A 12,916-nucleotide genomic window follows, 5' to 3' on the forward strand; every position below is an offset into this window, starting at 1 on the left:
GAAAGTAGGTACCGCATGTACGCGATCGTTCGCGCAGGCGGCCGCCAGCACAAGGTCGCCGTCGGCGACGTGCTGGAGATCGACCGTATCGAGGCCAAGCCGGGTGACTCGGTGGAGCTCTCGACCATCCTGGTCGTCGACGGTGACGCCGTCACCTCCGACCCGTGGGTCCTGGCCGGCGTGAAGGCTCACGCCGAGGTGGTCGACCAGACCAAGGGCGACAAGATCGTCATCCTGCGCTACAAGAACAAGACCGGCTACCGCCGTCGTCAGGGTCACCGTCAGAAGCACACCGCGGTGCGCATCACCAGCATCGACTCGGTCAGCAAGTAAGGGGATAGCGAGATATGGCACACAAGAAGGGCGCAAGCTCTACCCGCAACGGCCGTGACTCGAACGCCCAGCGCCTCGGCGTGAAGCGCTTCGGCGGCCAGGTCGTCTCCGCCGGCGAGATCCTCGTCCGCCAGCGCGGCACCCACTTCCACCCGGGTGCCGGTGTCGGCCGCGGTGGCGACGACACCCTGTTCGCGCTGACCGCCGGTGCGGTGCAGTTCGGCAACCGTCGCGGCCGCAAGGTCGTCAACATCGTGGCCGTCGAGGCCTGAGTCCTCGCGGACTCATCGAGTCGTACCTGACTCACACTGAAGGGTGGGCCGGAATGTTCCGGTCCACCCTTCGGCTTTACGCAGACAGCAAAGCAGACTCATCCGCACTGGAGGCACCACCATGACCACCTTCGTGGACCGCGTCGAACTCCACGTCGCCGCGGGTAACGGAGGCCACGGCTGCGCCTCCGTGCACCGGGAGAAGTTCAAGCCGCTCGGCGGACCGGACGGCGGCAACGGCGGGGAGGGCGGCAGCGTCATCCTCACCGTGGACTCCCAGGTCACCACCCTGCTCGAGTACCACCACTCGCCCAAGCGCAAGGCGACCAACGGCAAGCCCGGCGCGGGCGGCCACCGCACCGGCGCGGACGGCGAGGACCTCGTCCTGCTGGTTCCGGACGGCACCGTGGTCCTGGACCGCAAGGGCAACGTGCTCGCCGACCTGGTCGGCCACGGCACCAGCTTCGTCGCCGCCCAGGGCGGCCGCGGCGGCCTCGGCAACGCCGCGCTGGCCTCGGCCCGCCGCAAGGCCCCGGGCTTCGCGCTGCTCGGCGAGCCCGGCGAGGCCCGCGACATCGTGATGGAGCTCAAGTCCGTCGCCGACGTGGCCCTGGTCGGCTACCCGAGCGCCGGCAAGTCCTCGCTGATCTCGGTGCTCTCCGCCGCCAAGCCGAAGATCGCGGACTACCCGTTCACCACCCTGATCCCCAACCTCGGCGTGGTCACCGCGGGCGACACCGTCTACACCATCGCCGACGTGCCCGGCCTGATCCCGGGCGCCAGCCAGGGCCGGGGCCTCGGCCTGGAGTTCCTGCGGCACGTCGAGCGCTGCTCGGTGCTGGTGCACGTGCTGGACTGCGCCACCCTGGAGCCCGGCCGCGACCCGCTGAGCGACCTGGAGACCATCGAGGCCGAACTCTCCGAGTACGGCGGTCTGGAGGACCGTCCGCGCCTGGTCGCGCTCAACAAGGTGGACGTCCCGGACGGCCAGGACATCGCCGACCTCACCCGCGCCTCGCTGGAGGAGCGCGGCTTCCAGGTGTTCGAGGTCTCCGCCGCCTCCCGCAAGGGCCTGCGCGAGCTGAGCTTCGCGGTGGCGAAGATCGTCGCCGAGGCGCGCGCCGCCAAGCCGGCCGAGGAGTCCACCCGGATCGTGCTGCGGCCCGCCGCCGTCGATGACGCGGGCTTCACCATCGAGGAGGAGGACGGCGCCTACCGCATCCGCGGCGTCAAGCCGGAGCGCTGGGTCCGCCAGACCGACTTCAGCAACGACGAGGCGGTCGGCTACCTTGCCGACCGGCTGGCCCGCCTCGGGGTCGAGGACCGGCTGTGGAAGATCGGGGCGCACGAGGGCGACACCGTCATCATCGGCCCGGACGAGAACGCCGTCGTCTTCGACTGGGAGCCGACCATGGCCGCCGGCGCCGAGATGCTCGGCCGCCGCGGTGAGGACCACCGGATGGAGACCCAGCGCCCGGCGGTCGACCGCCGCCGCGAGAAGCAGAAGGGGCGGGACGCGGCCGAGGCCGAGTTCCTCGCCTTCGAGGCGCTCTCCAGCGGACGGCAGGCCGCCATCGAGGACGACGAGGACTACTGAGCCCGGTAGCCGCGAGCGGACGGCCCCGCCACCTTCGAGGTGGCGGGGCCGTCCGCTTCGCGCGACTGACGAAGCGTCACTTCGTCCAGGCGGCCTGGACCTTGGTGATGTCGGTCGAGTCGCCGAAGCCGACCATGACCGGGGTGCTGCCGGCCGGGAAGCTGACGACGTCGCAGCCCTTGAACGCGACGCCCTTGGTGGCGCCGGCCCAGCTCGGGGTGTTGCACTTGGCGATCGGCGTCGATCCGACCGGGTCGGCGAACATCCCGGTGTTGCCCGTGGCGTCGTAGACCTTGAGCTTGGAACTCGGGTCGCTGAAGGTCAGCTTGGTGTCGCTGAGGTTCGTCATGGTCCAGCTGACGTAGAACAGCGCGCGGCCGTCCAGGCCGGCGGTGTTGGCCTTGGCGTCCTGGAAGTCCTTGATCGAACCCGGCTGGATCCCGGTGACGGTCCACTGCAGCTTGGCGGCGGCGTTCGACGTCTTGTCGTTGAAGTCGATGGTGGCCGGCTGGCCGAACTTCACCGAGGTGCCGGCCTGCGGCAGCTTGCCGCCGCCCGCGCCGCCGCCGGTCGCCGCGCCACCGGTGGCGGCCCCACCCGTACCGGCGCCGCCGGTGGCCCCGCCCGCGGCGGCGCCGGTGGCCGCGCCGGACGGGGCGGCGGTCGAACCGCCGGCCGCGCCGCCGGTGGCCGCACCGGTCTGCGCCGGAGCCGCTCCGGTGGCGCCGCCCGTGCCGGCCGGGTCCGAGTTGTCCGGACCGCAGGCGGCGAGCGAGAGGGCGGTGGCCGCCGCCAGGGCGGCGACGGTCAGCTTCGTGGTGTACGAACGCATGGTGCGCTTTTCTCCTGGGCGCGCGGCCGCGAACCGTTGCCGGCCTGCCCATTGCGGCGCCGCCCCGTGTGACAGGAACGTCGAAGACGAGTGGGTACAGCGGGCAAGAAGCCGTCCCCCGATCTGGCTTTCGGTCAGGGACCATACCAGCCATCCGGATTGCCGACCCGGCTGTGGCGAGCCGGTGAGCGGGCCGGGTCCAGCCGGTGAAACACCTTGGGGGTGACCTGCGCGGATCGCGTAGATTTCGGGCATGGCGGCGGGGCCCGGCCCCGTCGTACCCGCACCCACCGGAAGGGCGTACAGCGAGATGAGCGAGGACTCACTGCGGGAGGAGGTGCTGACCGCACGGCGGATCGTGGTCAAGGTCGGCTCTTCCTCACTCACCACGGCGGCCGGCGGCCTGGACGCCGACCGGGTCGACGCCCTGGTGGACGCGCTCGCCAAGGTGCGCAGCCGCCCTGACGCCCCCGAGGTCGTCCTCGTCTCCTCCGGGGCCATCGCCGCCGGGCTCGCCCCGCTCGGCCTGGACGGCCGGCCCAAGGACCTGGCCCGTCAGCAGGCCGCCGCCAGCGTCGGCCAGGGGCTGCTGGTCGCGCGCTACACCGCCTCCTTCGCCCGCTACGGCATCCGGGTCGGCCAGGTGCTGCTCACCGCCGAGGACGCCAGCCGCCGCGCCCACTACCGCAACGCCTACCGGACGCTGGACCAGCTGCTGGCGATGGGCGCGATGCCGATCGTCAACGAGAACGACACCGTCGCCACCGCCGAAATCAAGTTCGGGGACAACGACCGGCTGGCCGCGCTGGTCGCCCACCTGGTCCGGGCCGACCTGCTGGTGCTGCTCTCCGACGTGGACGGCCTCTACGACGGGGACCCGTCCAAGCCCGGCACCAGCCGGATCGCCGAGGTGCGCGGCCCGCACGACCTGGACGGCATCGAGATCGGCAGCGCGGGCAAGGCGGGCGTCGGAACCGGCGGCATGGTCACCAAGGTCGAGGCGGCCCGGATCGCCACCGGCGCGGGCATCCCGGTGGTGCTCACCGCGGCCAGCCACGCCGCCGACGCGCTGGCCGGACGGCCCACCGGCACGCTCTTCCTGCGCACCGGCAGCCGCACCTCCGGCCGGATGCTCTGGCTGGCCCACGCGAGCAGCCCGCGCGGCGCCCTGCACCTGGACGCGGGCGCGGTGGAAGCGGTCGTCTCCGGCGGCGCGTCGCTGCTGCCGGCCGGGGTGACCAAGGTCGACGGGGAGTTCGCCGCGGGTGATCCGGTGGACCTTCTTGCCGAAAACGGCCACATCGTGGCGCGCGGACTGGTCAACTTTGATGCGAGGGAGTTGCCCCGCCTGCTCGGCCGGTCCACCCGCGACCTGGCCCGGGAGTTCGGCGCCGCGTACGAGCGCGAGGTCGTCCACCGCGACGACCTGGTCGTTCTGCGCGGCTGACCGGCCGTTCGGCCGGCACCGGCCGGACGGCGCAGTGCGGTCGGGGGGCCGCCCCGTCCCGGGCGCGCCCCGGCCGCGGGCGAGGAGGGGCGCAGCCGTACCGGTCGGCCGAGGGCCGACGGGCCGGTGGGGACGACACGAGATCGCCGAACAGGAGGCCGCCGGTGGAACGCAGGCGCGAGGCAGCGCTGACCGGAGGGACGGCGGGCCGGCGGCTGACCAGCATCGACGGCGGACGCGGGGACGGCCCCGCCGAGCCGGCCGGTCCGCCGCCGCAGGGGCCCGGCGGGGCGCGCGGGCTGCGGCCGCAGCGCGCGGAGACGGCGGAACCGCCCGGCGTGCCGGAGCAGGCGCGGCTGTGGCACGTGGTGCTGAGCGTGGCCGGGCAGGCCACCCCGCTGTCCTCGCTACGGGCCTCGCTGGAGCGGCTGGCGCACGACCACTCGTTCTTCCTGACCGCCCGCTACGCGACCGACCACGCCGAGATCCGCTACTGGGAGCAGGCCCGGGACCTGCACGACGCGGCGGCGATCGCGCTGCGGCTGTGGGGCGAGCACAAGGTGACCGCGAACCTGCCGCCGTGGGAGATCGTCGGGCTGGAGGTGGTCGACCGGGCGACGTACCACAAGCGGGTGGCGGAGGGCTTCGGCGGTCCGCCGCCGCGCCTGGGCGGCGTGTACCCCTACTGACGGGCGCTGTTCGGATGCCGAAACGGTCACCGGCCGCGCGGGGGCAGTCGCTACCCTTGGCGGCATGACCAGCGACCTCGCCACCGCCGACAGCCCCGTCCTCGCCGTAGCGCGCCGAGCCAGGGAGGCCGCCGCCGCGCTCGCCCCGCTGCCGCGCCGGGTCAAGGACGCCGCGCTGCTGGCGATCGCGGACGCGCTGGTCGCCCGCAGCGCCGAGATCGTCGCGGCCAACGCCGAGGACGTGGCCCGGGCCCGGGAGGCGGGGACGGCCGAGTCGGTGATCGACCGGCTGAGCCTGACCGACGAGCGGATCGCGGCGATCGCCTCCGACGTCCGCGACGTGGCCGGCCTGGCCGACCCGGTCGGCGAGGTGGTGCGTGGCTACACCCTGCCGAACGGGCTGGACGTGCGTCAGGTGCGGGTGCCGCTCGGCGTGGTCGGCATCATCTACGAGGCCCGGCCGAACGTCACGGTGGACGCCGCCGCGCTCTGCCTGAAGTCCGGCAACGCGGTGCTGCTGCGCGGCTCCGCCTCGGCCTACCGCTCCAACACCGCGCTGGTAGCCGTCCTGCGGGACGCCGTCGAGGCGGCCGGGCTGCCGGCCGACGTGATCCAGCTCGTCCCGGGGGAGAGCCGGGACTCGGTGCAGGAGCTGATGCGCGCCCGCGGTTACGTCGACGTGCTGATCCCGCGCGGCGGGGCCTCGCTGATCCGCACGGTGGTCGAGGGCTCGACCGTCCCGGTGATCGAGACCGGCACCGGCAACTGCCACGTGTACGTGGACGCGCAGACCGACCTGGCGATGGCCGTCGCCATCCTGCTGAACTCCAAGGCGCAGCGGGTCAGCGTCTGCAACGCCGCCGAGACGCTGCTGGTGCACCAGGACGTCGCGGACGCCTTCCTGCCGCCGGCGCTGGCCGCCCTGGCGGAGGCCGGGGTGACGGTGCACGGTGACGAGGCGGTGCTGAAGGCCGCCGAGGGCAGCGGCGCCACCGTGGTGCCGGCCACCGACGAGGACTGGGGCGCCGAGTACCTCTCGTACGACCTGGCCGCGGCCGTGGTGCCCTCGCTGGACGCCGCCGTCGAGCACATCCGCCGCTGGTCCTCCGGCCACACCGAGGCGATCGTCACCACCTCGCAGGCCGCCGCCCGCCGCTTCACCCAGTTGGTGGACTCGACCACGGTAGCCGTCAACGCCTCCACCCGGTTCACCGACGGCGGTGAGTTCGGCTTCGGCGCGGAGATCGGCATCTCGACCCAGAAGCTGCACGCCCGCGGCCCGATGGGCCTGCCGGAGCTGACCAGCACCAAGTACATCGTCACCGGTGACGGGCACGTCCGCGGTTGAGGTCTGTCCGGCGGGGCCTGGGCCGGGGGAAGGCCGTCACACCTGTGTGACGGACCAACTGCCGGGACCCACAGACAAATCGCCCGGCCGGTAATACGCTGAATCCGTGGCTGAGGATGTGGGGGGCTTGCCGTACCCCGACGGCGCCGACCACGGTGGTGCGGACGACGAGTTCGCCACCGTGGTCTTCGATGAGGCCTTCGTCCGGTCCGCCGCCGTGCACGAGCCGACGGCCAAGGAGCGGCAGCTCGCCGCCGCCGAGGCGCGGTTCGAGCCGGACACCGCGGGACCGGGCTGGAGCTACGACGTACCGGTCGGCGACGGGCTGCCGCTGGAGCTGCGCCCGTACCCGAGCGGACTCGACGAGGACCACCTGTACCCCGACCCCTGGTCGGGCCCGGGCCGGGCGACCGGCCGCCGGGGCCGGCTCCGGGGGCGGGGCTACGACCCGTTGCGCGCCCGCGGGCGGTACGTGGCCCAGCAGCGCTGGCACCGGCCGGTGGCCTGGGTGCTGGCCGTGATCATGGGCGTGAGCCTGGTGGCGGTGGCGGTCGCGGCGATCTACCAGGGCGTGGGCGGCTCCTCCGGCGCGCCGCGGCGGCCGGAGTCCGGCAGCAGCAGCCCGGGCACCGACCCGCGGTCCGCGCCGGTCGAGCCGTCGCCGGTGGTCACGGCGCGCGCGGGCTGACCGGCCCCGGCCGGGGCGGGGGCGGGGCCGGGGGCGTACGCCCGGGGCGGGTGCTCGGGGAGCGTCCCCGGCAATCTGCGCGGGGGCCCTCGTGGCGGGGCTGCCGTCCGCCTACCCTGGTGGTATGGGTGACCCGCGCGAGCCTCCTGAGGGCACACCCGAGGGTGGTTCCGGGAACGAGGACGAGTTCCGGTCCGTCGTCTTCGACGAATCGTTCGTCCGGGCTGCCCGGATCCAGGAGCTGTCCGCCCGGGAGCGGCTCGCGGGCTCCTTCGGCAAGTCCACCAAGGCGCGGGTGCGGCTGGGGCCGCTGGGCACGGTGCCGCGCCAGGCGCTCGCCCTGCTGCTGCTCATCCTGCTGGCCTTCGGGGCCGCGGTGTACTTCGGGGTGAACTCGCCCAAGGGCCTCACGGAACGGCCGGCGGGCAGCCAACTGACCGTCAGCCTGGTGGCGTTGAGCCCGGCTTCGGCCGTCCGCCCGGTCGCCGACCCGGCGGATCCGTTCGCCGCGCTGCCGCCGGGGTACGGCGACGGGGCGGCCGGGCTGAACACCCCGGCCGGGGTTACCACCGGGCACTTCAGCAAGGTCGAGGTGACCAAGGCGCTGGACACCGTGCAGCGGTACCTGGTGGCCTCCTCGCTGACGCCGGCCGCGCTGGTCCGGGGCGCCACCGCCGACGTGCGGACCTTCGTGACCCCCGGTGAGCAGGTCCAGTTCGACGCCTCCGTCGCCCAGCCGGTGGACGACCGGCACCACGCGGTGACCGGCTGGATCGTCCGCTTCGACCCGGCACAGGCCGCGCTGGCCTCCGACACCGTGAAGGTGGTCGGCGCGATGCGGGTCGACGAGGCGGACAACGGCACGCTGCAGATCACCACCGACCACACCTTCGTCTACGCGCTGAAGCCGGCCGGCGCACCGGCCGGGGCGCCCGTGACCCTGGAGACCGTGCGGCGCGAGCTGACCTTCCAGTTCGACCGGGTGGATCTGGCCTCGGCGCAACTGCGGCTGGTGGACTCGGTGGTGCAGGCCGGGCCGCAGGCGTGCACCGCCTCGATGGCGGGCTTCCTGCAGCCGGTGCTGGCCACCGCTCAGGGCACCGTGGCGCCGCCGCCACCAGCGGTGGACCCGGGCAACCACGCGCAGCCGGCCTGGCAGGTGTGCGGGGTGCTGGCGGGAAGCTGAGGAGCCTGCTGGTGTGGCCGGACGGCCGGTGCGGACCTCCCTGGCGCGGACCTCCCTGGTACGGGCGGCCGGTGCCCCGGGCGGGGGCACCGGCCGTTCCGGCTTCCGGGGCTCAGTCGCCGGTGCGCTCCGAGGCTCCGTGGTCCGACGGGGAGCCGCCGCGGCCGCCGCCGGTGAAGGTGTCGCGTAGCTTGCCGCCGACGGTCGCGGCGCCACCGGCCACGTCCCGCAGCAGGCCCATCAGCGGGTCCTTGCTCTCCTTCACCGAGTTCGTGTAGTGATCGGCGGCGGCCTTCCACTGCTCGCCGACCGAGGTGTCCCGGTCGTCGGTGCGGCGCGGGTAGGCGCCGGCCATGATCGAGCGGTACTCGTCGCTCTCCGCCCACTTCTTCAGCTGGGCGACCCGGACCACCGCGAACGGGTGGGTCTGCGGCAGCAGCTGGAGCAGCTTGAGCACGCCGTCGCGCAGGTCGCCGGCCTTCTCGTACTCCTCGGCCTGCTCCAGGAAGGCGTCGACGTTCATCTCGGCCAGGTTGTGCCCGCCGGCCAGCTTCATCAGGGCCCGCATGGACGCGTGGAGGTCCTGCCCGGCGAGCAGGCCGGCCCGGTCGCTGGACAGCTCGGCCTTGCGGAACCACTCCTTGAGCGCGGTGACGAGCGCCATGATCGCCAGGTTGCCGAGCGGCACCCAGGCGATCCGGGTGGCGATGTTGGTGAGGATCATCAGCATCGTCCGGTAGACGGCGTGGCCGGACATCGCGTGGCCGACCTCGTGGCCGATGACGGAGCGCAGCTCCTCCTCGTCCAGCAGCTCGACCAGGCCGCTGGTGATCACGATGACCGGGGTGTCGATGCCGATGGTGTACGCGTTGACCGCCGGGTCCTGGGTGACGTACAGGTCCGGGACCCGCTCCAGGTCGAGCACGTAGGCGGCGTCCCGGACCATGTCGTACAGCTCCGGGAACTGGCGCTCGGAGGTCTTCACGGCGGTGGCCAGGAACATCAGCCGGATCGAGCGCTCGGAGACCAGCCCGGCGAGCTTCTTCAGGATGTCGTCGAAGCCGGACAGCTTACGCAGGGCGACCAGCGCCGAGCGGTCCGCCGGGTGCTCCCAGGCCCGGGTGGAGATCTCGGGGAAGCGCCGGCGGCGCCGGCTCGGGGCCTTCGCGGTCGTGTCGGTCATGGTGTGAGTGCCTCCTGTCGACGGCGGCTCCGGCGCAGTGGCCGGCCCCCCGCTGGTCTTCGCCTGCAACGGCTGTCTGCAACGACTGCCTGTGCAACGTCCTTGGTTGCGTACTCGTCCCCGGCGTCAGCGTACGCGCGGGTCCGCGACGCGGCGCGGGGGCCGGTGGGCGGCGCCGGTGTGAGGCCGGTTTACCCTGAATGCCCTGGAGAACCGGGACCGGACCCGGCCGCGGTACCGAGCAGTTCGAGGAGCCCCTCAGATGTCCACCGAAGCGCTGGTCAGCCTGGCCGCACCCATCTCCGACGAGGCCGGCCCGGGCCTGTTCCTGCGGATCATCGTGATCGCGTCCTTCGTCGGGATCGGCCTGCTGGTCTGGATCATGGCCCGCGCCTTCCGGGGCCAGTAGGACCTCCCCCTTTCCCCGTGAACGCTCACGCCCGGTCAGCGGCGGTGGGCCGCCGAGCGGTTGCCGTGTTACCCCCCGTACGATGACGGGTGGGCCCTCACCGGCCCGGAACAACCCCAGGTCCGTTCACCGAGCCGAGAAGGTCCCGCCGACCATGAGCACTGCTGCCGCACTCCCCGTCCTGAACCTGCTCGCCGAGGGCGAGGGGGGAAACCACGACAGCCTGAACCCGCTGCTGACGGGCGGCTCCGCGCTGTTCATCCTGATGCTCCTGCTCTTCATCGTCACCCGCTTCAACCGGGACCGCTGAGCCGGGACCACGGACCGCTCGGGGAGCGTCCGGCCAGTGGGCCGGCCGCTCCCTCACGCATCTGCGGGCAACCCCCACACGGGCGTTCCCGCACCGTGACGGGCGTCGCGTAAGGTGTGGCGGCATGGGAGAGCAGGCCGGGAATCCCGGCGGACCGGAACCGGTGAAGAAGCGCCTCGGCGTGATGGGCGGCACCTTCGACCCGATCCACCACGGCCACCTGGTCGCCGCCAGTGAGGTGGCGAGCGCGTTCCACCTGGACGAGGTGATCTTCGTCCCGACCGGGGAGCCCTGGCAGAAGAGCCACCGCCACGTCACCCCGGCCGAGGACCGCTACCTGATGACGGTCATCGCCACGGCGGAGAACCCGCAGTTCTCGGTGAGCCGGATCGACATCGACCGCCAGGGCCCGACGTACACCGTGGACACCCTGCGCGACCTGCACGCCCTGCACCCGGCCGCGGACCTCTTCTTCATCACGGGCGCAGACGCGCTCGCCCAGATCCTGTCCTGGCACGACTCCGACGAACTCTTCTCGTTGGCCCACTTCATCGGGTGCACCCGGCCGGGGCACACTCTGTCGGACGCCGGGCTTCCGGTGGGCGGGGTCTCCCTGATGGAGGTCCCGGCGCTGGCCATCTCCTCCACGGACTGCCGCAACCGGGTCGCCAAGGGCGAGCCGGTCTGGTACCTCGTCCCGGACGGGGTGGTCCGCTACATCGACAAGCGGGCGCTGTACGCGCCGCACGGGACCTGAGCCAGGAGCGGGCGTGAGCGATCGCAGCGGCAACGGCGGGCAGCAGCCGGAGGAGTGGTCCACCGGGCAGTACCAGCAGCCGTACCAGGGCCACGAGTACCAGCAGGCGCAGCCGCAGGCGTACGAGCAGCAGTACGAGCAGTACGACCAGTACGGGCAGCCGGTGTACGGGCAGGGCACCTACGGCGGCCAGGCCCAGGGCTACCAGCAGGCCCAGGGCTACCAGCAGGGGTACCAGCAGCAGACCGGGCAGTTCCCGCGGCAGCAGTCGTACGGGCAGCAGCACGACCGGTACGAGCAGTACGACCAGTACGGGCAGCCGGTGTACGCCCAGGACCCGTACGGCGGTTACCAGCAGCAGGGCTACCAGGGGTACCAGCAGCCGTACCAGGCCGCGCCGGCCGCCCCGGTGGCCGCCGAGCCGCAGCCCGAGCCGCCCGTCGCGCCGGAGGCGTCCGCGCCCGCTCCCGCGGCCCCCGCCGCCGTGCCGCCACCGCGCCGCCGTGCGTCCCGGCCGGCCGCGGAGTCGGCCCCGGCCGCGTCGGAGTCGCCCTCCGAGCAGGTCGCCGGGGCGCGGCCCGGCAAGGCCGGCGGCCGGGCGCCCAAGGACAGCTACACCACGGGCGAGTTCACCTTCGTCGACGAGGAGGCGGAGGAGTCCGAGGACGTCATCGACTGGCTGAAGTTCGCCGAGTCCCGCAGCGAGGTGCGGGCCGAGCGGCGCCGCAAGCTGAAGAACCGGCTGGTCGGCCTCGGTGTGGTGCTGGCGCTCGCGGCCGGCGGCGTGGGCGGCTACCTGTGGTTCACCGGGGACAAGCCGACGGCGGCCGCCGCGGCCGGCGGGCGGCAGGTCAACGTCGTCCACCTGCGCGACCTCCAGGGCAAGGTGTCCAGCGCACTGCTGGTCGACGACGCCTCCGGGCACAAGGGCACGGTGCTGCTGCTGCCCGACGTGCTGCGGCTGCCCGGCCCCGGCGACCCGCCGGTGACCACCGTCGGCCAGGCCATGGACGCGGTCGGCGCCTCGGCGACCCGCGACGGCCTGTCCACCGTGCTGGGCGCCCCGGTGGCCGGCACCTGGCGGCTGGACACCCCGTACCTGGAACTGCTGGTCTCCCAGCTCGGCGGCGTCCGGGTGGACACCAACGCCGCGACCTACGAGGGCGGCAAGCCGGACGGCAAGGAGCTGTCCCCGGCGGGCAAGAACACCCTGCTCAGCGGCAAGGCCGCGGTCGCGTACGCCACCCTCCAGGCGCCCGGCGAGAACCGGGACGCCCAGCTGGCCCGGTTCGGGCAGGTGATGGACGCGGTGGTGCGCACCATGCCGACGGAGTTCAAGGACGCGAAGGACGACGTGCACCGGATGAACGCGGTGCTCGACCCCTCGCTGCCCGAGGACGCCCTGGCGGGGGTGCTCGCCCAGCTCGCCCAGCAGGCCAAGGACGGCCACTTCAGCACCACCACGCTGACCGTCAAGCCGGACGGCACGCTGGACGAGGCGACCGCGGGCAAGCAGGTCAAGGACGTGCTCGGCGGCACGGTGAAGTCCGCGGCGGCCGGCGACGCACCCGCCCGGGTCTCGGTGCAGGACGCCTCCGGCAACGACGCGGCGGGCGCCGCCGCGCAGGTCCAGATCGTCAACTCGGGCCTGACGTTCATCCCGGGCGGCGCCAAGACGGCGCCGCAGGCCACCAGTGAGATCCGCTACACCGACGACGCCCGGCAGGCCGCGGCGAAGTCCCTGGCGGCCAGCCTGGGACTGCCGGACACGGCGGTGAAGAAGGTCGGCGACGCCCAGAACGCGGACCTGGTGGTCGTGCTCGGCAAGGACTACCAGCCGCCGAAGAACCAGTAGCCGGTCGGAC

At 73.3% G+C, this 12,916-nt stretch carries 14 protein-coding genes; 12 read left to right on the forward strand and 2 right to left on the reverse strand.

Annotated features, from left to right (window positions below; all coding sequences use genetic code 11):
• Positions 1–15: 15 nt before the first annotated feature.
• The 3 genes from rplU (at position 16) to obgE (ending at position 2,202) form a co-directional block, all read left to right on the forward strand.
• Entirely contained in the window at positions 16–333 is a 318-nt protein-coding gene (gene rplU / locus ACH4J0_RS03335) for a 50S ribosomal protein L21 (RefSeq protein ID WP_030233759.1), read from the forward strand.
• A gap of 14 nt (positions 334–347) precedes the next feature.
• Positions 348–605 carry a 50S ribosomal protein L27 gene (rpmA, locus tag ACH4J0_RS03340; RefSeq protein WP_030058248.1) on the forward strand — a complete coding sequence of 86 codons (258 nt, stop codon included), beginning with the start codon at positions 348–350 and terminating at the stop codon, positions 603–605.
• 121 nt (positions 606–726) lie between these two features.
• The gene (gene obgE, locus ACH4J0_RS03345) at positions 727–2,202 is read left to right on the forward strand and encodes a GTPase ObgE (protein WP_396235994.1); all 1,476 of its coding nucleotides are present in this window, start codon (positions 727–729) and stop codon (positions 2,200–2,202) included.
• Positions 2,203–2,278: 76 nt separating this feature from the next.
• Here obgE and ACH4J0_RS03350 read toward each other — a convergent pair whose 3' ends face one another.
• The gene (locus ACH4J0_RS03350) at positions 2,279–3,034 is read right to left on the reverse strand and encodes a hypothetical protein (protein WP_396235995.1); all 756 of its coding nucleotides are present in this window, start codon (positions 3,032–3,034) and stop codon (positions 2,279–2,281) included.
• A 310-nt stretch (positions 3,035–3,344) separates the two neighbouring features.
• On the opposite strand from ACH4J0_RS03350, the gene proB reads away from it, so the two are divergent.
• The 5 genes from proB (at position 3,345) to ACH4J0_RS03375 (ending at position 8,392) form a co-directional block, all read left to right on the forward strand.
• Complete coding sequence (proB, locus tag ACH4J0_RS03355; RefSeq protein WP_396235996.1) at positions 3,345–4,481, forward strand: glutamate 5-kinase; 1,137 nt, start codon at positions 3,345–3,347, stop codon at positions 4,479–4,481.
• 164 nt (positions 4,482–4,645) lie between these two features.
• Positions 4,646–5,170 carry a hypothetical protein gene (locus ACH4J0_RS03360; RefSeq protein WP_396235997.1) on the forward strand — a complete coding sequence of 175 codons (525 nt, stop codon included), beginning with the start codon at positions 4,646–4,648 and terminating at the stop codon, positions 5,168–5,170.
• Positions 5,171–5,234: 64 nt separating this feature from the next.
• Entirely contained in the window at positions 5,235–6,518 is a 1,284-nt protein-coding gene (locus ACH4J0_RS03365; protein WP_396235998.1) for a glutamate-5-semialdehyde dehydrogenase, read from the forward strand.
• A 118-nt stretch (positions 6,519–6,636) separates the two neighbouring features.
• Positions 6,637–7,206 carry a hypothetical protein gene (locus ACH4J0_RS03370; RefSeq protein WP_396236504.1) on the forward strand — a complete coding sequence of 190 codons (570 nt, stop codon included), beginning with the start codon at positions 6,637–6,639 and terminating at the stop codon, positions 7,204–7,206.
• Between the two features lie 124 nt (positions 7,207–7,330).
• Positions 7,331–8,392 carry a hypothetical protein gene (locus tag ACH4J0_RS03375; RefSeq protein ID WP_396235999.1) on the forward strand — a complete coding sequence of 354 codons (1,062 nt, stop codon included), beginning with the start codon at positions 7,331–7,333 and terminating at the stop codon, positions 8,390–8,392.
• 112 nt (positions 8,393–8,504) lie between these two features.
• On the opposite strand, the gene ACH4J0_RS03380 is transcribed toward ACH4J0_RS03375, so the two are convergent.
• On the reverse strand, positions 8,505–9,575 hold the full coding sequence (locus tag ACH4J0_RS03380; protein WP_396236000.1) for a M48 family metallopeptidase: 1,071 nt from the start codon (positions 9,573–9,575) through the stop codon (positions 8,505–8,507).
• A 262-nt stretch (positions 9,576–9,837) separates the two neighbouring features.
• Between ACH4J0_RS03380 and ACH4J0_RS03385 the strand changes: the two genes are divergently transcribed.
• The 4 genes from ACH4J0_RS03385 to ACH4J0_RS03400 all read left to right on the forward strand — a co-directional run bounded on the left by ACH4J0_RS03385 (position 9,838) and on the right by ACH4J0_RS03400 (position 12,906).
• Positions 9,838–9,984 (forward strand): hypothetical protein, encoded by a 147-nt coding sequence (locus tag ACH4J0_RS03385; protein WP_188306314.1) that lies wholly within the window; start codon positions 9,838–9,840, stop codon positions 9,982–9,984.
• Between the two features lie 154 nt (positions 9,985–10,138).
• Positions 10,139–10,294 carry a hypothetical protein gene (locus tag ACH4J0_RS03390; RefSeq protein ID WP_167344932.1) on the forward strand — a complete coding sequence of 52 codons (156 nt, stop codon included), beginning with the start codon at positions 10,139–10,141 and terminating at the stop codon, positions 10,292–10,294.
• A 124-nt stretch (positions 10,295–10,418) separates the two neighbouring features.
• Positions 10,419–11,051 (forward strand): nicotinate-nucleotide adenylyltransferase, encoded by a 633-nt coding sequence (nadD, locus tag ACH4J0_RS03395; RefSeq protein ID WP_396236001.1) that lies wholly within the window; start codon positions 10,419–10,421, stop codon positions 11,049–11,051.
• 13 nt (positions 11,052–11,064) lie between these two features.
• Positions 11,065–12,906 carry an LCP family protein gene (locus tag ACH4J0_RS03400; protein ID WP_396236002.1) on the forward strand — a complete coding sequence of 614 codons (1,842 nt, stop codon included), beginning with the start codon at positions 11,065–11,067 and terminating at the stop codon, positions 12,904–12,906.
• Positions 12,907–12,916: the final 10 nt, after the last annotated feature.

The sequence above is a fragment of the Kitasatospora sp. NPDC017646 genome, assembly GCF_044329365.1.
Taxonomy (GTDB): domain Bacteria; phylum Actinomycetota; class Actinomycetes; order Streptomycetales; family Streptomycetaceae; genus Kitasatospora.

Bases quoted from the DNA above. Each gene is read 5' to 3' on its own strand.
- rplU (WP_030233759.1), top strand. From the start codon at position 16: ATGTACGCGATCGTTCGCGCAGGCGGCCGCCAGCACAAGGTCGCCGTC.
- rpmA (WP_030058248.1), top strand. From the start codon at position 348: ATGGCACACAAGAAGGGCGCAAGCTCTACCCGCAACGGCCGTGACTCG.
- obgE (WP_396235994.1), top strand. From the start codon at position 727: ATGACCACCTTCGTGGACCGCGTCGAACTCCACGTCGCCGCGGGTAAC.
- ACH4J0_RS03350 (WP_396235995.1), bottom strand. From the start codon at position 3,034: ATGCGTTCGTACACCACGAAGCTGACCGTCGCCGCCCTGGCGGCGGCC.
- proB (WP_396235996.1), top strand. From the start codon at position 3,345: ATGAGCGAGGACTCACTGCGGGAGGAGGTGCTGACCGCACGGCGGATC.
- ACH4J0_RS03365 (WP_396235998.1), top strand. From the start codon at position 5,235: ATGACCAGCGACCTCGCCACCGCCGACAGCCCCGTCCTCGCCGTAGCG.
- ACH4J0_RS03375 (WP_396235999.1), top strand. From the start codon at position 7,331: ATGGGTGACCCGCGCGAGCCTCCTGAGGGCACACCCGAGGGTGGTTCC.
- ACH4J0_RS03380 (WP_396236000.1), bottom strand. From the start codon at position 9,575: ATGACCGACACGACCGCGAAGGCCCCGAGCCGGCGCCGCCGGCGCTTC.
- ACH4J0_RS03385 (WP_188306314.1), top strand. From the start codon at position 9,838: ATGTCCACCGAAGCGCTGGTCAGCCTGGCCGCACCCATCTCCGACGAG.
- ACH4J0_RS03390 (WP_167344932.1), top strand. From the start codon at position 10,139: ATGAGCACTGCTGCCGCACTCCCCGTCCTGAACCTGCTCGCCGAGGGC.
- nadD (WP_396236001.1), top strand. From the start codon at position 10,419: ATGGGAGAGCAGGCCGGGAATCCCGGCGGACCGGAACCGGTGAAGAAG.